General features: G+C 42.8%; 19 protein-coding genes. 9 read left to right on the forward strand and 10 right to left on the reverse strand.

Annotated features, from left to right (window positions below):
* Positions 1–108: 108 nt before the first annotated feature.
* On the reverse strand, positions 109–1,479 hold the full coding sequence (locus C4S61_RS04470) for a Gfo/Idh/MocA family protein (RefSeq protein WP_103923594.1): 1,371 nt from the start codon (positions 1,477–1,479) through the stop codon (positions 109–111).
* Between the two features lie 30 nt (positions 1,480–1,509).
* Positions 1,510–2,478 carry a DUF6807 domain-containing protein gene (locus tag C4S61_RS04475; protein ID WP_103923595.1) on the reverse strand — a complete coding sequence of 323 codons (969 nt, stop codon included), beginning with the start codon at positions 2,476–2,478 and terminating at the stop codon, positions 1,510–1,512.
* A gap of 82 nt (positions 2,479–2,560) precedes the next feature.
* Between C4S61_RS04475 and C4S61_RS04480 the strand changes: the two genes are divergently transcribed.
* Positions 2,561–3,481: a ThuA domain-containing protein gene (locus C4S61_RS04480; protein WP_103923596.1), complete on the forward strand. Its 921-nt coding sequence runs from the start codon at positions 2,561–2,563 to the stop codon at positions 3,479–3,481.
* Between the two features lie 234 nt (positions 3,482–3,715).
* Here the strand turns inward: C4S61_RS04480 and C4S61_RS04485 are convergent, their stop codons facing one another.
* Both C4S61_RS04485 and C4S61_RS04490 read right to left on the reverse strand, forming a co-directional pair.
* Complete coding sequence (locus C4S61_RS04485; RefSeq protein WP_103923597.1) at positions 3,716–4,111, reverse strand: hypothetical protein; 396 nt, start codon at positions 4,109–4,111, stop codon at positions 3,716–3,718.
* Between the two features lie 471 nt (positions 4,112–4,582).
* Positions 4,583–5,830, reverse strand: coding sequence for an NAD(P)/FAD-dependent oxidoreductase (locus C4S61_RS04490; protein ID WP_103923598.1), 1,248 nt, complete (start codon positions 5,828–5,830; stop codon positions 4,583–4,585).
* A gap of 189 nt (positions 5,831–6,019) precedes the next feature.
* On the opposite strand from C4S61_RS04490, the gene C4S61_RS04495 reads away from it, so the two are divergent.
* Positions 6,020–7,234, forward strand: a complete 1,215-nt coding sequence (locus tag C4S61_RS04495; RefSeq protein ID WP_103923599.1) for a serine hydrolase domain-containing protein — start codon at positions 6,020–6,022, stop codon at positions 7,232–7,234.
* A 38-nt stretch (positions 7,235–7,272) separates the two neighbouring features.
* Here C4S61_RS04495 and C4S61_RS04500 read toward each other — a convergent pair whose 3' ends face one another.
* Together C4S61_RS04500 and C4S61_RS04505 are read right to left on the reverse strand one after the other, a co-directional pair.
* Positions 7,273–7,731: a GNAT family N-acetyltransferase gene (locus C4S61_RS04500; protein ID WP_103923721.1), complete on the reverse strand. Its 459-nt coding sequence runs from the start codon at positions 7,729–7,731 to the stop codon at positions 7,273–7,275.
* 411 nt (positions 7,732–8,142) lie between these two features.
* The gene (locus C4S61_RS04505; RefSeq protein WP_103923600.1) at positions 8,143–8,895 is read right to left on the reverse strand and encodes an SDR family NAD(P)-dependent oxidoreductase; all 753 of its coding nucleotides are present in this window, start codon (positions 8,893–8,895) and stop codon (positions 8,143–8,145) included.
* 434 nt (positions 8,896–9,329) lie between these two features.
* Here C4S61_RS04505 and C4S61_RS04510 point away from each other — a divergent pair, with 434 nt between their 5' ends.
* The 7 genes from C4S61_RS04510 (at position 9,330) to C4S61_RS22480 (ending at position 14,816) form a co-directional block, all read left to right on the forward strand.
* On the forward strand, positions 9,330–9,521 hold the full coding sequence (locus tag C4S61_RS04510) for a cold-shock protein (protein WP_103923601.1): 192 nt from the start codon (positions 9,330–9,332) through the stop codon (positions 9,519–9,521).
* Between the two features lie 214 nt (positions 9,522–9,735).
* A complete protein-coding gene (locus C4S61_RS04515) occupies positions 9,736–10,455 on the forward strand; it encodes a head GIN domain-containing protein (protein WP_103923602.1) in 720 nt (239 codons plus the stop codon).
* A gap of 433 nt (positions 10,456–10,888) precedes the next feature.
* Positions 10,889–11,791 carry a bile acid:sodium symporter family protein gene (locus tag C4S61_RS04520; RefSeq protein WP_103923603.1) on the forward strand — a complete coding sequence of 301 codons (903 nt, stop codon included), beginning with the start codon at positions 10,889–10,891 and terminating at the stop codon, positions 11,789–11,791.
* A complete protein-coding gene (locus tag C4S61_RS04525) occupies positions 11,788–12,789 on the forward strand; it encodes a 1-acyl-sn-glycerol-3-phosphate acyltransferase (protein ID WP_103923604.1) in 1,002 nt (333 codons plus the stop codon). Before C4S61_RS04520 ends, C4S61_RS04525 begins: the two co-directional genes overlap by 4 nt.
* Positions 12,790–13,229: 440 nt before the next feature.
* A complete protein-coding gene (gene hppD, locus C4S61_RS04530; protein WP_103923605.1) occupies positions 13,230–14,324 on the forward strand; it encodes a 4-hydroxyphenylpyruvate dioxygenase in 1,095 nt (364 codons plus the stop codon).
* A 128-nt stretch (positions 14,325–14,452) separates the two neighbouring features.
* A complete protein-coding gene (locus C4S61_RS04535; RefSeq protein ID WP_103923606.1) occupies positions 14,453–14,632 on the forward strand; it encodes a hypothetical protein in 180 nt (59 codons plus the stop codon).
* Positions 14,633–14,684: 52 nt separating this feature from the next.
* Positions 14,685–14,816, forward strand: a complete 132-nt coding sequence (locus C4S61_RS22480) for a hypothetical protein (protein ID WP_262495003.1) — start codon at positions 14,685–14,687, stop codon at positions 14,814–14,816.
* On the opposite strand, the gene C4S61_RS04540 is transcribed toward C4S61_RS22480, so the two are convergent.
* From C4S61_RS04540 to C4S61_RS04555, 4 genes are all read right to left on the reverse strand, one after another.
* Entirely contained in the window at positions 14,813–15,601 is a 789-nt protein-coding gene (locus C4S61_RS04540; protein ID WP_103923607.1) for an AAA family ATPase, read from the reverse strand. The genes C4S61_RS22480 and C4S61_RS04540 overlap by 4 nt on opposite strands.
* 307 nt (positions 15,602–15,908) lie before the next feature.
* Positions 15,909–16,496, reverse strand: coding sequence for a Maf family nucleotide pyrophosphatase (locus C4S61_RS04545; RefSeq protein ID WP_103923608.1), 588 nt, complete (start codon positions 16,494–16,496; stop codon positions 15,909–15,911).
* A complete protein-coding gene (locus tag C4S61_RS04550) occupies positions 16,465–17,775 on the reverse strand; it encodes a DUF1015 domain-containing protein (protein WP_103923609.1) in 1,311 nt (436 codons plus the stop codon). Before C4S61_RS04550 ends, C4S61_RS04545 begins: the two co-directional genes overlap by 32 nt.
* Complete coding sequence (locus tag C4S61_RS04555) at positions 17,775–19,271, reverse strand: acetyl-CoA carboxylase biotin carboxylase subunit (protein WP_103923610.1); 1,497 nt, start codon at positions 19,269–19,271, stop codon at positions 17,775–17,777. The genes C4S61_RS04550 and C4S61_RS04555 overlap by 1 nt, the downstream gene beginning before the upstream one ends.
* Positions 19,272–19,366: the final 95 nt, after the last annotated feature.

Below are 19,366 nucleotides of genomic sequence, written 5' to 3' on the forward strand. Positions count from 1 at the left end.
TGAGAACACAGCACTTCAAAGCTTCGCTGTTGTGGACGATACAACTTACCACTCACTGTTCACTTCTTGCTTATAGCCTCCTACACCGGACACCCGACATCCGTCACATTAAACTTTCACATAATCTGTTCCCCAAGGCGCACGCTGTGGTCTGCTTAAATAAGAATTAGCCTCGGCATCATTGATAAATTCTTCCTTGACAGGGTCCCAAGCCAATTTTCTGCCCAACTTCATGGCAATATGGCTAACCAAGCAAACGGAACAAGATCGGTGGCCAATTTCGATTGGAGAAAGAAGTTCGCTCTTTCCTTGAATTGCTTCCAGCCAATTCCCGTGATGTTCGGTACTCCGGGTCAGTCTAATTTCATTTTCCCCAATAACAGACTGAAGAATCGTTGGATCAGAAGCATCCAAAGCTTTGGAACTTTTCCCCGCTACGACAGGATCCGAAGATGAAGCGACGTAATTTCCTCTGGAAACCCAAATCCAACCTTCGGTGCCTTCATATCGGATCCCGTTTGGATAGCCTCCGGATGTGAACATCATGATGCCGTTATCATATTCTGCTTTCACCATGAAGTCGCCGTGAACATTCCAGAAACCCGCACGTGGAAATTCGGCTACTGCCTCGATGTACCTAGGGCCGGTCAGTTCGGTGTCCATTCCCCAAGCTGCCGAATCAAAGTGATGCTGTCCCCAGCCTGTAATCATACCTGCTCCGTAATTCTCATGCCTCAACCATCCTGGTCTGCTGTAGTCATTCTGCGGGTGAACTCCAATCTCGGTGTACGGTATTTCAGGAGTAGAACCCAGCCACATGTCAAAATTTAAGTTGGAAGGTATCGGCATAGCAGGCGCATCGGGACCGGCTGGATCGCCCGGAAGACCAATACGTACCGTATGAAGCTTCCCTATTCGACCATTTCGAACCAATTCCGCAGCGATGCGAAATTGCTCACTGGAGCGCTGCTGGGTCCCAAGCTGTAGGACTACTCCAGTCTTTTTTACCACGTTTACCAATTGACGGCCTTCTCTAATCGTAAGGGAAGTGGGTTTTTGCACATAGATGTGCTTTCCTGCCAGAGCTGCTTCCATTGCCGGCTGAGAGTGCCAATGATCCGGAGTGGAAATAATTACAGCGTCGATATCTTTATTGAGCAGCATCTCGCGATAATCTCCATACTGCTTCACATCCATGTATTTCTCCCCTAGCTTAGTGGTGTAATACTCCTCCACCAGCTTCTTACCATCTGCCATCCGCTTACTGTCTACATCCGATACGGCTACGATTCGAGCGATATCATGTCTCCAGGTACCCGGTAAGTCATGGTCGCGTGCGATTCTACCACATCCGATCTGTCCGATGTTGATCTTATTGCTTGGTGCATTTTTTCCAAAAACCGATGCAGGCACAATCGTTGGGAATCCGAAAGCAGCTGTTGCTAGTGCTGACTTTTTCATAAAATCTCTTCTTTCCATAATTTTATAATCCGGTTAAATCGGGTTCAATTATTTCACAAATGCTCTCCAATAGGCTTCAGCCTCCTCGGCCGTCAAATCACCATCAAAAACAATCAGGCGATATTTTAAGCTGTAGCGCTCATTAGGTTGAATCTCCCAAGATTCATGGCGGATCGGGCAAAATTCGATAAACACATTTCCCTCGCCCTTATACTGTCCGATCGGCCAAACCCGCAAAGGTTCAGGATGGGACTTATTGGTGTTGTGGCTGAGAAACAAAATCCCGCTTTGGCCTGAGACATCTGCTGTTTTCCCTTTGACGATAATCCACTTGGCATTGGAGCCATCGGCATCCTTTCGATCTTTGCCCTCCGAAGTCAAAATACTGCTGTTGGCATCTCCCCAAAGCTCGGTGGCGCGGAAACCAATACCACCTCCATAGCGGTAATCATCCAAAAGAATCCCCCCGGGAATTTTTGTGAAAATCGTCGTGGTGTAGTCCACCATATAGCGCCCTTTGTCGGCTGGTTTTACTTTGATCCGCAGATCTTCTTCAATGGCCAGTCGCTCACTTTCAGGCGCTTTGAGATCCAGGTGATTTTGTCGGACAGTCAGCTCTGCAGCTCCTCCGGCTACCTTTTTGGATAGCACTTTTGCAAAATCGACCCGTCCTTTTCCATCTCCCAAATTCCAAAAATCCACCTCTCTCCCACTGATCGTGGCACGTGTCCAGGGACCCCAGATTCCATAGTGATGGTAGTGATCCGGAGGCTGGATTCTGCTTAATACCTGGCCACTCGGTGAGGTAATGGGATGGATGAAGCCTGATTTTTTGAAATCCTGCTTTACTCCCTCAGGCACATCAGCTGTGGCGGTTTGGTAAGTCAAAACGCGCTGATTGTCAATCAGGAAATCTATTCCTTTGGGAGTCTCCTTCAACTCCACTTTTTGCGAAAACGATGCCGTAGAAAAAAGGGAAAATATGAAAGACAGCAGGAATAATCTTTTGAAACACATAGAAAATTCAGGTTATTGGGACTTTAGATTTCAAGTTATTAAAATCTCCAATAAAGCATCAACTTACTGAACCCAATAACCTATGAAGCGGATTATTTTCTACGCAATCGTTTCCATCTTTTCCCTGCATTTAGCTTGTGCCCAAAGTCTCCCCGAAGTCACCCTAGACCAAGCTTGGAAGGATAAAATTCGAGCTTTGGCTCCTGAAAAAGCCACTTTCCCAGCTAAAAAGAAAAAGGTGTTGGTATTCTCACTACACACAGGATTTGATCATTGGGTGAGACCGCATACCGAGGAAATGGTCAAAATTCTTGGAGAAAAAAGCGGAGTATTTTCCGTGACCGGCAGCAAAGATATTGCAATGATGGAATTGAAAAACCTGCAGAAATTCGATGTGCTGGTCTTGAACAATACCAATTCCAAACCAGACCATCGTAATCTCTTTTGGGACAAACTTAAAGAATCGGGAACTGATTCTGCTTTAGTCATGCAACAGGCTTTGGCATTGGAGGCCAACTTGAGAAAATTTGTAGAAAACGGAGGTGGATTATTCGTCCTTCATGGAGCCAATACGATGCTGAACAATTCCTGGGAATTCAGCCGGCTCATTGGGGGGAGTTTTGACTACCACCCCAAACAACAAGCCATTCAAGTAAGGTTGGAAGATCCAAAACATCCACTGGTTCAGGCTTTTCCGGCAGAGGGTTTTAATCATGTGGATGAGCCCTATTTCTACAAAAATGCCTACGCCGAACGAGACTTCAAGCCTTTACTCTACTTCAATAATGCGGAGATCGAAGGCCAGCGCAAAGGTCAGGAACTCACAGAAGGCAAAACGTATGTTGCCTGGATCCGGACAGAAGGGAAAGGAAAAGTGATGTACATCTCTCCTTCGCACAATGCCCAAAGCTTCGAAAATCCGGATTTGCTACAATTCTACCTCGATGGAATGCAGTATGTGGCCGGTGATGTGGAGTGTGACGAAACGCCAATCAAGAAATAATTAAACTACCTAAAACTTTAACCACGGAGAACACGGAAGTAAAATGAGAGGGCACAAAGGATTTGATTTATCCTAACTCAAAGCATTTAGAACTTTATTAATTCAAAAAAAAAGCAGAAGCTTAAAACAAGCTCTTGCTTTTTTTGCATCTGTGCCCATCTGAGTCATCCAGGAGCTCGAATTTAAAAGAACTTAGTGCCTTTGGGGCTTTGTGGCAAAAAGAGGTCATAAAAATCAACAAGGGGCTTCACTCCAAAAGGTTGCGACTTTTGTAGGGACAGGGTAAGGTGCATATAGCCATTGACAGATTCTAGCAAAGTTTTTTTCATCCTCATTAGTATCAAAATCTCTTATTCTTACAAATCCAATTCTTGATTCTGGTATTGAAACTAAAGTGAAAATTCGAATCACATTTAAATATGAATTCCCGTCGTAATAGGTAATGGTTTCACCAAGTACATTAGAATTTTTGACGGAAACTAGCAATCCACCCCCACATCTATCAGGTCCGATCACCTCAATCTCATAACAATCAATAGGTTCCATATCAGACTGGCATCCAGACAGGAAAATACATGCGGTGGCAATGGCAAAAAGTAATGGTTTTAGGATAAGATTTGTACAAATCATACTTTAAAAACGAAAATCTGTTGTGGTTCGCTACTTGTCTCAAGGTGATTTTATAAATTTTCACTTCGCGCTTTCGGTGGTTCAAAACACGGATCGTGCCTTCAGCATTCGAGACAAAACATATTCATGAATCCCGGCGTTTCATATCGGCCTATTACGGGCCATGCCTTTGGCATTTACTTGATTCCACTTGAAAAGCTTCAGCTTTTCCTCTCCGTGGCCTTGAAAAAGGCAATAAGCCTACTAGGTTAAAAGTCCATTATAGGACTGATCCCTCAACCCCCTTTTCTCAGTGGCCTCTGTGGTAAAATTCCTTTACGCTCCTTCGCGTACTTTGTGGCAAAAACAAAAAGCTTTAGCTTTTTCCCTCTGTGAACTTGAAAAAGAACAAATTGAGCCCACTAGTTTAAAAGTCCTAAACAAGGTCTGATCTCTAAACTCTATTTTCTCCGTGCCCTCCTTGGTTAAAAATCAATGCGTCGGCATATAGCTATGAACCACAGCCTCGGCAGCCGTTCTTCCTGATGTCATTGCTGCATTGATCGAGCCATTGAGCAAGTAATCCCCCGCTAAGTAAACATGATCGGTGATCTTGCACTCCGTCATCGGAATGCTGTATTTCAGATCGTCCAGGTTTGGCAAGGCATACGTGATGTGATAGGCTTTCACAAACTTAAAATACTCTGCTTTGATCCCGGATATCCCTTCCAATTCCAGCTGAACTGCCTTAACCAATTCCTTTTCATTCAAATCAGAATACAATACAGATACCGAAAGTAAGGCCCTCCCATTATTCGAATATGCCTTTGACACATCATCCATAAAGACAATGTTGTTTACCAGGTGATCCCCGGGAATCAATCCGATCATCGGCCTGGCGAGAAATGATTTTTGGGTCGAAAAATACAAGTTGATCACTTGGTGGGCGGGTGCAAACTGACCTTGGAGTTGCTTCATCACCTTATCCGGTTGAACTGCAATCACAATCCGGTCAGCTGCCAAGGTTTCCCCATTTTTCAATTGAATGGTTTTTCCCTCCACTTTTTCGACTGGGGAATTAAAGTAAATCTGGGTTTTACTCAGTTGGCACCGAATCATTTCAGGAATTTCTATCATTCCCTTTTCGGGCACGGCAGCCTTGCCCAATGAAAACATCTTAAACACGAATTCAAACATTCGGGAAGATGTATTCAGGTGATTTTCCAGAAAAATTCCTCGAAAGAATGGTTTGAAGAAATTAGCAATAATCTGATCGGAGAATCCATATTCCTTCAAATACTGATGCGTGGGAATGGAAGGTCCACTGAAAATCGCCTCATTGGATTTCTTTTTCAGCTCTTGGGTCAGGGTAAACATTTTCACTTTGTCAATAAAAGTCCCCACTTTGGAAAATGCCATTCCGACGATTTTGAGCGGATTCCGCATCGGATCAGTGATGATGTAGGAATCTTTACCATCAAATATCACTGCCCCCGGATCAAACGTCTTGAGCTTTAATGCTTGAAAGTCCAAGTATTTTTTTGCCTCAGGATAAGCCGTATTTAGTACCTGGAATCCATGGTCCAATAGAAATCCGTCTACCTCATCGGTCTTCATTCGGCCCCCAATCCCATCGGTTGATTCAAGAATAATGGGAAAAAATCCAGCCTTTTCCAATTCCAAAGCAGCGATCAAACCCGACAAACCTGCCCCAACGATGTATATTTTTTCTTCTTCCATGGATAGACGTTTTAATAAAATTTGGATACCGATGAAAATTTAGGTTTTTCAAAGGCAAATTGAAAAGTATACTTAATCAACAGACGAATTACAATAAGTGTTTAGCTGTTGATTCTTTGAAATAAAGTTTTACAAATGGTTTAGCCGAAGGTCAGGAATTACTTAAAATCGTATTATAATCTCCCTATCATGAAAAAGTCACTGCTTCTGACAGTATTTTATTTCACCATACTTGGTCTTTCGTCCCAGACATATTTTCCTGAGAAAAATAACTGGCTGACAAAAACTCCATCTGAACTCGGTCTTAATGAAACTCTCCTCAGTCAGGCTATTGAGTTTGCCAAGACGCATGAAAGCAATCAAAATCCGAATTTAAAAATTGCTCATTATGAAAGTGCCTTTGGACGGGAGCCTTTCGGGTATCCGGTTGGTCCAATGAAATTGAGAGGTCCGGCGACCGGTTTGATCATTTACAAAGGCTACGTAGTGGGACAATGGGGCGAACCGGAGCGCGTTGACTTGACCTTTAGTGTGGCAAAAAGTTTTCTGTCTACTACGGCGGGCTTGGCGGTAGCCGAGGGATTAATCAAGGATGAAAAAGACCTGGTTTATCCTTACATGGCACCAATCTATCCCTATGACCCGGTGCACTCGATGATGAACAAAGCGGATCATCTGTACGAAGAGGATGTCTTTGATTTGTTTGGTACCGAACACAACCGCAAAATCCGATGGGATGACCTGCTTCGACAGACTTCAGATTGGGAAGGAAGTCTTTGGGGAAAACCTGATTGGGCAGACCGGCCAACCGGGGAAGCCAACCAATGGAGAACACGCCCTCGAAATGCCCCGGGATCAGTGTACGAATACAACGATACGCGAGTCAATGTCCTGGCTTTGGCATTGCTCAATGTATGGAGAAAGCCACTCCCGGTGATTATCAAGGAAAAGATCATGGATCCCATCGGTGCCTCTGACACCTGGAGATGGACAGGCTATGAAAACTCCTTCGTCATCCTGGATGGACAAATCATGCAATCCATCAGTGGGGGTTCACATTGGGGTGGTGGAATGATGCTTTCGGCTTGGGATCAGGCACGATTTGGCTACCTAACATTACGAAATGGAAATTGGGACGGTACACAATTGATTCCCGAATCCTGGATCGAAAAGTCCCGAACTCCAACTCCAGCCCAACCGGATTATGGATTGATGAATTATTTCTTAAACGAAGATCAAAAATTGGCACCGGCAGCTCCCAAGTCTGCTTTCATGCATATCGGTGCAGGCACCAACATGATTTATGTAGATCAAGAAAATGACTTGGTGATCGTAGCCCGCTGGATTCCCAATGGAGACAAAGCTGAACTGGTACGATTGGTCTTGGAAAGTCTGAAAAAATAAGGAATGAAGCAGGTCCAAGATCGACATCTTGGACCTGCTTAACTTTTTGGAGATTTTTTTACCATTTCGATGTGTTCAATCCCGTCTTCGTCATAGGTCTCTCCATCTGGCACAAAACCCAGGGAAGAATAAAAACCTAGTGCATAAGTTTGTGCGCCGATACGAATATCCCCGGGGCCGAACAGTTCCTGACAATATTGAATGGACAACCCCATCACTTTTCTCCCCATCCCCAACCCTCTCACAGCTCCTGCAGAAATCACTCTGCCGATTGCCATCTCTTCATACACCAATCCGGGTGGAACAAGTCGACTACAGGCAACCAGCTGATCGTTTCGGTATAACATCACATGATAACAAACCTGGTCCTTATCATCCAAATCCAAGTAAACGCAGTTCTGTTCCACCACAAACACCTCTGACCTCAGCTTTAGCAAAGCATATAATTCGTAAACTGTGAGATCCTGAAAAGCTTTTACACTATGGGTTACATTCATGTGTATTTGAATTGAAACTTTGGATGATAATGGGATTTTGAATTCAAATATGACAACCAAAATAAGCTTGTGCAAGTGACCTGATACTCCCAGGCGACTTATTTTACCATAAGTGGCCCTCAGGCCTATGCCCCCCATCTGTGAAGCAGGTGATGTAATGGAGCCCTGGCTTTCAGCTCCCGGAGCTTGATCCGATCGATGTACATCTGAGTCAATGCCTCAAAAGGATTTTTTTGTATTTGATTAGAGAGGCTAGTTAAGGAATAGTGAAAAATGCCACTTCCTGTAGGTTCTGAGAAAAGAAAACGTCCTTAGGAAGCAAAAATTCCGGATCATTTGATTTTGGGAAATTGCAAACCTGTGGTATGATGTTCAAAAAACCTGCACCTTAATCAGGTGCAGGCAGAAAATCTACTGAGCCAAGTAACCTCCATCCACAGGATAATAAGAACCTGTAACAAAGGAAGACTTGGAGGAGCTAAGCCAAAGGATGAGTTCGGCTACTTCTTCGGCTTCACCTAGTCGTCCGATTGGATGAAGTGCCTCCACCATTTTTAGCATTTCTTGATTAAGGTTAGTAGTAAGAAGTGGGGTCATGATATAGCCGGGTCCAATGGAGTTGACACGGATATTTTTGGGAGCATATTCCAGTGCTGTTGCCTTGGTTAAGCCTACTACCCCATGTTTTGCGGCTACATAGGCTGGAGAGAAACGTGTGCCCACCATCCCCAGGATCGATGCAATATTGACGATGACTCCTCCTCCATTCTTCTCCATTGCAGGAAGTTGATAATGCATGCCGTAAAACACCCCGGAAAGATTCACCTCTATGACTTTTTGCCATCCATCGATTGGATATTCTCCCGTCAAACCCATTGGGCCACCTATTCCTGCATTATTGACGGCAATGTCAAGTTTTCCAAAATTATCAATAGCTGCTTTTACCAGCGCCTCATTGTCGGCAGGCTGAGAAGTATCTGCTCTGAAAAATATCGCATTTCCTCCGTTAGATTTTATTTCTTCGGCAACTGCCCTTCCGTTTTCCTCCTGAATATCCGATACAATTACAGTTGCCCCTTCTTTTGCAAAGAGTAAGGCGGCAGCTTTTCCGATTCCGGATCCGGATCCTGTAATAATGGCTACTTTTTTATCAAGAGCTTTCATGATTTTTGGTGGGTTTAATAAATAAAACAGATAGAGATCCTTCGAACTCCACTTGGTTATTTTACGCAGAAAAATCAAGAAAAGACTTTATAATTCGGGTTATTCCGGAATTCCTGACCAAAGTCATATAACCAAAAAATTTCTTGGTCGATTTAGTTAAAATTTAAAAATCAACTAAAAATTAATCCATAACTTTTCTCCAAAAAAATCAATTTTCTTAAGTAAAGATTTAAAAAACAGGAAAGACCAGCGTTTGATTTTAGACTTTTAAACTTTGAAAGGCTGATTTCCAGGCTAGTAAAACGCCCAAAACCCGGTTTTTAAACTTTTTTATTCAATTTTTAGAAGAAAAATGATTGAAAATCAATTTTTTACTTTTAATCCAGTTAGTTTTGGATCGGCAATTAGCCATATCAACATATTAAATTTTCCAAATGAATACCGGAACAGTAAAATTCTTCAACGAAACCAAGGGATTTGGCTTCATCGTTGACAATGCCTCAGGAGAGGAAATTTTTGTACACGTAAGTGGTCTTGTAGACACCATCCGCGAAGGCGACAAGGTTACCTTTGACACAGAGCGAGGCAAAAAAGGAATGAATGCAATAAATGTAAAAGTCGCTTAAGCGATTTAGTTTTTTTGTATCATCACATTCCCGCTCGGATTTAATTCCGAGCGGGAATTTTCATTTTTAGATAATTTTAGTTTTTCTGAAGACCCCAAGGCCTCTGGGGTTGGTAAAATTTAGGATATCCACCCATTCACGATTTGAATAGAAGATGATTAACTTGGTGTAAAATTACCCCTCTGGTTTTATCTCAAATCCAATCCTGAAAACTATGAAAGCCAAGCTACTTAGCTCAACTCTAATCTTAATTGCTCTCCTCCAATCCTGCACGCTTAATTTCAGCCGCAAAACAGAGGAATCAATCAGTGATATTCGGGAAATAGAAGGGACAAAAAAATTAAAAGTCAGCGGCATATTCAATCTCTATCTTTCCCAAAGCGATAATCCCGCGCTTCGAATCGAAGGAGATGAAGATTTAGTCCAAAAATTGAAAGTAACCCAAAACGGAGAATGGCTGGAGCTGGATTTTGAAAAAGTGAATGAAAAATTTTTCAAAAAAAACTCCAGGGTAAATGTCTATTTGACGGTCAGTGAACTGGAGGAGTTTGTTTTTGACGGAGTAGGAAATATCAAAACAGAGAGTCCCATAGAACTGGATGAGGTCAATATCAAAGGGGATGGAGTGGGAAATCTTAATCTTGAGCTACAGGCGAATACCATCAATGCGGTGTTTTCCATGCTCGGCAATATCCACCTAAAGGGAAGTGTCGACGCTATCCGTTTGACCAATGATGGCATGGGTAATGTAGATGCGAGCGACTTGATTGCTCAGAATATGACCTTGAAAACCTCAGGAATTGGCCGGGTGGCTGTACACTGCGAGGGTGATCTATCCATCACGGTGGATGGTATTGGTGCTGTCAGCTACACGGGAAATCCGAATGTGATCAAAGAAGAAATAAATGGAATCGGAAAAGTGACCAGGAACTAATAAGTAGTAATTGGTTAGTGAGTTAGATTTAAAATAGCATGTCTTAGGCCAGGTGCTTATTCGGGGTAATTGAAATTATTTTCAAATGATTTCCACATTACTTCAAATTCGTCTATCGAATCAACCTCGATTCCTTCTGAACCTAAATTCTTTCAAACTCTTCAATTTTAAATTGCTCTTACTGAATACCCTGAATGAAGGGCAAACTACAAAAACCAGGACTCGCTGTTGGTGAATGGTTTTGGCTGTAGACAAGTCAGGTATCTGCTCCTATTGGGAGGAATTGCACCGAACTGGCTAGAAACTACAAAAAGTTAGATGCCACGCTAAGGCAAGCTATACCCTCCAGATTAATCGGAGAAATTTGGATTCAATCGCTTTTGAAAACCAATGATGTTTTGATTTGCCAAGAATTCGCCTGATTTTCGGGTGAATGTCCACCCCTAACCCTCTGGATTCAGTCCGACTGAATTTTTCCCAAAGTGATCTACTCCTGCTCAATCTCGCTTTGGCGCTGATTATGTATGGAGTTGCATTGGATTTGAAATGGGCAGACTTCCGTTACCTTATTAAAAACCCAAAAGGCTTTATTTTAGGTGTTTTCTCCCAGTTCCTGGTATTGCCTTTTTTTACTTGGGTTTTGATATCCATCGTCCAACCCCCTCCAAGTGTTGCATTGGGAATGTTTTTGGTGGCAGCTTGCCCCGGAGGAAATGTTTCAAACTTTCTCACCAGCCTTGCAAAAGGAAATACTGCGCTATCCGTGAGTTTGACTGCTTTTTCATCAGTCCTTTCCATTTTCAGCACCCCATTAAACTTTGCGATTTGGGCAGGTTTTTATACTCCTACTTCGCTCCTGCTTCGGGAAATCAGCTTGGACATCACAGACGTTTTTTTCACTGTGGGGATTATTTTGGGAGTTCCATTGATCCTTGGAATTGTTACGAGTCAGAAATTCCCCGGATTTGCTCGAAAAGCTTCCAAAATTCTCAAACCACTCAGTATTTTAATATTTGCGGCTTTTGTAGGATTAGCCTTTGCAGGTAATTTTGACATTTTTATCCAGTACATCGGCATGATTTTCTTTTGGGTTTTAGTCCATAATTTCATCGCCTTAAGTGCTGGTTTTCTGACAGGAAAGATGGGTAGGTTACCTATGCCGGATATCAAAACCCTAACCATCGAGACGGGAATTCAAAATTCAGGATTGGGGCTGGTATTGATTTTTACTTACTTTGAAGGGCTAGGGGGAATGGCAATCATCACTGCCTTGTGGGGAATTTGGCATCTTGTGTCTGGCATGATCATCGCCAGCTTTTGGAAATTACGTGCATGAAAAACCTTATAAATGCGGTTTTGAGATTCTTGGTGAAGATTGCCCTTCATGGATATTTTCGCAGGATCATCGTCGAAGGCAAAGAAAATCTCCCTAAAAACCGCCCTGTAATACTAGTTGCAAACCATCAAAACGCACTGATTGACCCCCTACTTTTAGCTACGCATACCCGACTCAATCCTTGGTTTTTGACTCGTGCAGCCGTATTTACCAATCCATTCGTATCCCGGCTGTTGCACTTTATCCGCATGCTCCCGGTGTATCGAGTACGGGATGGATTCTCCACGATCCAGCACAATCACCATACTTTTGATCAGACATTTGAAGTGCTTCGCAAAAATGGAGCAGTAGTCGTCTTTGCCGAAGGAAGTCATAGTTTGGTTAGAAATCTGAGGCCGCTGAGCAAGGGATTTACACGTATGGCTTTTGGCTTGAAAGAAAGATATCCTGAACTGGAACCGGTGATTTTGCCCGTTGGATTACAGTTTAGTGCCCACATGCGATCCGGAAGTAAGGTTAGAGTCACTTTTGGTAAAATTATCCCTGTGGACATGCCTGCCTCCAAATCCGGAAAATTGACAAAAAGCGTAGAAAATGCGCTGAAATCGTTGATCGTAACTATTCCGGATGAAGGGTATGAGGAAACACTTAAAAGGTTAATCGAAAAAAATGTGGATTTGACTTCCAAATCTGAAGTGGACACTTTTTTGGAGACTGGTAAGGTCCTCCATCCAGTTGCTGAGTCAGGCAGCATCAACAATAAAATGATGAAGATTTTCAACCTGCCTCTTTTTTGGCTTTGGCTTTGGAAAAAGAAAAGCGTAGAAGATGAGGTTTTTAGTTCCACTTGGAAGTTTCTGATCGGGTTTTTCTTGGCTATACCCTATTACTTTTTTTTGCTTTGGTTGACGATAGATACGTTTTTGGGAACATGGGCATTGACTTTTTTGATTTTAGCCTGGATCACACTATGGAGAAATCAGAATCCACAGGAATAAATAATCTATCTAAAATTGTTTTTTCACCATGCGTTCCGATGTAACGTTTTATCATCCAACCATTTTCAACTACTACCAAATATCCCTCTGGGATATTTTTAGAAATTATTTGAGTTTTGAGATTTAAGCTATTCTTTTAGATTAATTCAAAATTTCAATAGCAAGAAGGTTTTGGAGCATTTTCATAGTCAAAAAGTCAAGTACCCAGCGTAATTACCTATATCCAAAATCAAAAAAAGCACCACAGGAAAAAAACATTTATCCAAGAATATCGGGCATTTCTAAAATCATTTGAGGTCAACTGGGATGACAAATTCATTTTCAAGGAGTTGATTTCAAATCTTGGATTTGATACCAAAAAAAGAATTGAGGCAAACCAAATATTCTTTGGCATTGTTTTTACCTTTGGACTAGCATAACAACCCAAATCTAACCCCACGATGAATCAAGACTTTCTTCCCCTCAATGGCACCGACTATGTCGAGCTCTATGTTGGCAATGCCAAGCAGTCAGCCCTTTACTATCAATATGCCTTTGGATTCGAATTAATAGCCTACGCGGGTCCTGAAACAGGCGTTCGAGATCGAGCTTCTTATGTTTTGAAGCAAGACAAAATCCGGCTTGTCCTCACCTCCCCACTTGGACCAAACCATCCGATCGCAGAACATATTCACCGCCACGGAGACGGTGTCAAAGTCTTGGCACTTTGGGTAGATGATGCGGAGAAATCCTGGCTGGAAACCACCTCCCGAGGTGCGGAATCTGCCTCCGAACCTGAGGTCATCAAAGATCAGTTTGGTGAAGTGAAAGTCGCATCCATCCGCACTTATGGCGAAACAATCCACACCTTCGTGGAGCGGAAAAATTATAACGGCGTATTCCTTCCCGGCTATCGCCCTCGAAAAAGTACCTATCAGCAGACAAGCATTGGTCTGAAATACATCGACCATTGCGTGGGCAATGTGGAGTTGGGACAAATGAATAGATGGGTAGAATTTTACGAAAATGTCATGGGTTTCAAGCTTTTGTTGACATTTGATGACAAAGACATTTCTACCGAATATTCCGCACTCATGTCCAAGGTCGTATCCAACGGAAATGGCTACATCAAATTCCCAATCAACGAACCAGCGGCAGGCAAAAAGAAATCCCAGATCGAGGAGTATCTCGAATTCTACGGAGGCCCCGGCGTACAACACATGGCAATTGCTACTGATGATATCTGCCACACGGTAAGGGAGTTGAGAAGTCGAGGAGTGGAATTCCTGGAGGTGCCTTCTTCCTACTATGATGACTTGCTGGATCGCGTGGGAAAAATCGACGAGGACCTACAACCTCTTAAAGATCTCAATATTCTCGTAGATAGAGACGATGAAGGATATTTGCTTCAGATCTTCACCAAACCAGTACAGGATCGCCCAACCCTTTTCTTTGAAATCATTCAACGAAAAGGCGCTAAGTCCTTTGGAAAAGGAAACTTCAAGGCATTGTTTGAAGCCATTGAGCGAGAGCAGGAATTAAGGGGGAATTTATAACATTGACCCTCCGATAATTCAATCGATAAGCCGATCAGACTTGTATCTCGATCGGCTTTTTTTCAGGCGGTAGAAAAGCAACTTTTAGTACCAAATCAAAATTTAATTTTTCGAAATCCATTCAAAAAATGGATCGAAGAACTTTTCTAACCGGCTTGGCTGGAGTGATACTTTCCGAAATTTTACTTTCAGACCTAGACTTTAACGGAACACGCACTTTGAACCATACTTTCTATCCCGGACTTCCATATCATAAAACCCCGCCCGAATGGAAGGGCACGCCACGACTCAGCGATGGTACTTTTTAAAATCTTTATCATCCATTCGAAGCCAGTTTAGCAGCTGTGCTTAAATATCCCGATGCATTTTGGGACATTTGACCTTTCGGATGAACCGCTTTTAGAGCCTTTGGATTGGTTGAAAGCAAATCCGGAAGCTGTCAGTAATGCGCTAATCGAGCCTGTAGTCGGAAGAAATCTTTTTGCTGGCTAAAGAAATCGTAAAAATGCCTCAGGATTATTCAGGAAGTTTTTCATGATCGAAAAATGCTCCGTTTCCTCCACCTGAACTTGATGAACTGATTCGTCAAACTGTAAAATCTGGGCATCCGGCAAACTCATCAAAATCGGCGAGTGGGTAGCGATGATAAACTGGCAGTTTTCATTGACAGCCAGATTTTTGATCATGGAGAAAAGTGCAAGCTGACGCTGAGGTGAAAGTGCGGCTTCCGGTTCGTCAATCAGGTAAATGCCTTCAGGTTGAATTCGGTTTTGAAGCACTTTGAGAAATCCTTCCCCATGCGAAACCTGTGTCAAATCACCGTATTTGCGCTGCAGTGCTTCCTTTTGACTGTGAATGGCTCCTACTGCCACTTTGAGTCCATAGCCACTTAGATTTTTTTCAAAATCCACAATGTCTCCTTTCAATTCCTGATCAATGGATCTGAGCCTTTTGACAAAACCAAAGTAATCTTCGGCCCGAAAAAAGAATCCGCGATAGGTTTTGGTTTGCTCCCATCTCGTGATGATTCCTTCACTGAATTCCCGAAAACCAGTCAAGGTGTCGTCCTGCTCCAAATCTGTACTTCCGATAGCCGGAAGATTGATTTTCATGGCTAAAGCCTTCAGCAAAGTTGATTTCCCTGAGCCATTTTCTCCAACAAAAACTGTGATTGGATTCCTGAAATCCAGCGACTCCAAATCCTTAAAAGCAGGAATGCTAAAAGGAAATTGTCTTGAATTGCCGGTGGGAAGTGATATGTTTTGGAGGAAGATCATTATTTGTAAAGGAGTATTTCAAAGATAATGAATCTGGGTTTATGCAAACTTGGTTCAAGTTTTCGCACTTGGACTTAAACTATTTCAGTTCATCAGTTTATAAGTTGATAATTATTGGTCAGATAGCCTGTCCCGATTTTTCTTCGGGAGAATCTCGCATGGTTCATAATCATCCCCCTGTGTGACGATCTTCGTCATGCTCGATTTCATGATTGCTGATATTGTGTACCCAGATTAAAAAACACTTAAGCTTTGCGGTGAAAAGAAAGAACTAGTGAACATCGAACGCTGAATATCGAAGTATCCTTCACCACTTCTTCAGCTGCTGATAGACCAAGTGCAAAGGAAATCCCATCACGGTAAAATAGGACCCTTCGATCCCTGTGACTCCGACAAATCCGATCCATTCCTGTATACCATAAGCTCCAGCTTTGTCAAAAGGCTTGAAATTCCGGACATAGTACCAGATTTCATCTTCATCCAGAAACCTGAACGTCACCTTGGCTTCATCCTCCAAGGTAATCTGTCGTTTCGCATCTTTCATAGTGACGGCCGTAATCACCGTGTGGGTGGTACCCGAAAGACCTTTTAGCATCTCAAAAGCCTCTAAATCAGTGTTGGGTTTGCCCAATATCTTACCTCTTACGATCACGATGGTATCGGCTGTGATCAGGATTTCATTTTCAGCCAGAGAATAAGGGTAATTTTCAGCTTTAAGTTTAGACAAGTAGGCCGCTGCAAATTCTGCTGGCAGGCCAGTGGGAACCGTCTCATCAATGGGGTGAACTTTTACTTCAAAATCAACTCCCAGGGCTTTCAAAAGCTCTTGTCTTCTCGGTGAATTAGAAGCCAAAATGATTCGGTTAGCTGCTAGTTTGCTCAAAAAAGGCTCCATAGTCATAGTCAAATTCTTCCTGCTTTATGCTTCCAAACAGCATTCCTCCGAGTGCTTTTGGATAAAAATACGTCGATTTTTGGGGCATTACAGCGCCGGATTTACAAACTTCCAATACTTGCTCCAATTCAATTTCCCGTGTAATAATTGCAAAACTTGCCTCCTGACTTCTGACCTCCCGTACACATCTGGAGAAGTTTCGCTCAAAAGCCAGTTGATCTGATTTTCGTTGCTGTTCGGAATTTAGACCCAATATTTTTTCAAATAAAATATGGTGTAAAATGACCAAATCGAGATTCCTCAATACCTCTGGCAAATCAGGCCTGACTTGTTCAAACTTATCCTGCTTAAATTTGATCACATAAGCTTCGTCTGAAAACACCAATCCAAATGACCATTTTCGCTGAAAAGTATAATTGACCAATTCATCAGCATCACCAAAAACCCGCACATCAAACCATTCCTTGATCCGATCCATTAGCTCATTTTCTGGCAAATCCAATCCATAAAATAAGCGATGGGTCGGAAGAATTTTCAGGTGATTGCCATGTACATTGGTCAAATACATGAGATGATAATCTGAACCCTTCCACTTGGTTGCAGGAAATGAATTATGCTGAAGGTTTTTATAAGCAATGGCACCCTCAAGCCTGTGATGTCCGTCAGCTAAGATAACTTTCTTATCCGCCAACACGGCCAAAAACCTCGAGATGATTTTCGCGTCATGGATGACTCCCAATACCTCCCTCACTCCTTGATAATCCTCCAATTCACAAAGTGGTGCTGCTATCGCTGCATCCATGTATCCCTCCAGTTCATTGCTTTCATCTTCATATAATCCATGCGTTGGACTTGCCTGAATTTCAGTGGACTGAAGTAATTCTATTCGGTCGTTAACAGCTGAAATGATGGTGTTTTCATGCCTGAGAATTTCGTTTTCTTCCCAATCGTATGCCTTAATCTGTGCAATGAAGCCTTTTCGGCATCGTTCCTCATGGTCCCCAGGCAATCGAAAATATTGGTAATATACATAAATACCCGGAAGATGATCCTGAATGATTACTTTGGAAGACTTCCATTTGGAGAGTATCTCCTTTGCATTTTTTGCAGGATTTTCTCCTTGGGGTACCGAAAGATGAATGCTGTTTAGCGGATTTGAATAGAGCAATTCCCTTTGCCTTGGAGAAACCACATCAAAAAGTGGAGCGGTCAACTCTTCCAGGTTTTCAGAAAGCTTTTCATTGTATCTCCAAGCCCTTAGCGGTAAAATTTCTGCCATCAGAGGAGTCGATTTTTCCAGTTCGTGCTTGGAATTGAATTTGCCGGATGGGTTGGATTTATCCGGTTTTCTTCTTTCTCAAAAAACTCCACTGCCAATGCCGCTAGCAGCTCTCTTTCCTCTTCCGAAAATACCGGTTCCAACTTTTCAGGTGTGAAGTAATTTTCCACAAACTGGGTATCAAAATTACCGGAGACGAATGCTTCATGCTGCATAGCAAAGCGACAAAAGTCCAGCGTAGTCTGAATTCCTGTGATCCGATAATCATTGATGGCCCGAATCATTCGGCCGATCGCATCCTGTCGATTTTCGCCATGCGTGATCAGCTTGGCGATCAACGGATCGTAATAGATCGGAATATCCATTCCCTCTTCAAACCCATCATCCACACGAATTCCAGGACCTTGAGGTCTGCGGTAGGTTACCAACTTTCCGATATCGGGAAGGAAATTATTTTTAGGATCTTCTGCATAAACCCGAATTTCCACTGCATGACCGTGAATTTTAAGGTCTTCCTGAGCAAAAGAAAGTACATTACCTTCAGCAACTAAAATTTGCTCTCGAACAAGATCTTTACCTGTGATCATTTCTGTCACCGGATGCTCTACCTGGAGTCGGGTATTCATTTCCAGGAAATAGAAGTTCAGCTTGTCATCCACGATAAACTCCACCGTTCCCGCTCCATAATAATTACAGGCTTTAGCCACTCCTACGGCCGCCTCTCCCATAGCTTTTCGCATTTTGGGAGAAACTACTGCCGAAGGTGCCTCTTCGATCACTTTCTGATGTCGACGTTGGATCGAACATTCTCTTTCGAAAAGATAAACTGTATTGCCATGCTGATCACCGAGGATCTGAATCTCAATATGCCTGGGCGAGGTTATAAACTTTTCGATAAAAACTGCTCCGTCTCCAAAGGCAGATTGAGCCTCTGAAACAGCCCGATTCATTTGCTCTTCAAACTCTGATTCATCTTCTACTATCCGCATTCCTTTGCCTCCCCCTCCAGCTGAGGCTTTGATTAGGATAGGATAGCCGATCTCAGCGGCTCTTTCTTTGGCCTCCGTAATATCCGATATTGCTTCTTCGGTACCCGGAACCAAAGGAATATCATATTTGGCAACAGCCTGCTTTGCGGCAAGCTTGGAGCCCATGACCTCGATCGACTTGGGCGAAGGACCAACGAAAATCAAACCAGCATCTGAGACTTTACCGGCGAATTCAGCATTCTCAGAGAGAAAACCATAGCCCGGGTGAATCGCATCGACATTTAATTCTTTGCAAACCTCAATGATTTTGTTGCCTAAAAGGTAAGATTGATTGGAAGGCGGTGGACCAATGCACACTGCCTCATCGGCAAATTTAACATGTGGCGAAAGTCTGTCTGCCTCAGAATAGACAGCAACAGTGGATATGCCCATTTCCTGAGCCGTTCGCATGATTCTCAACGCGATTTCTCCCCTGTTTGCAACTAAAAGTTTTTTAATTTTTTGCATTTTCTCTTAATAATTATTTGGGTCAGGCTTTTGGCCTGAGGCGAAATAAGGAAATAAATTCGAGCTTTTTGAAGAATTGACAGTCAGGAAACTGG

Source organism: Algoriphagus boritolerans DSM 17298 = JCM 18970 (assembly GCF_900108085.1).
Classification (GTDB): domain Bacteria; phylum Bacteroidota; class Bacteroidia; order Cytophagales; family Cyclobacteriaceae; genus Algoriphagus; species Algoriphagus boritolerans.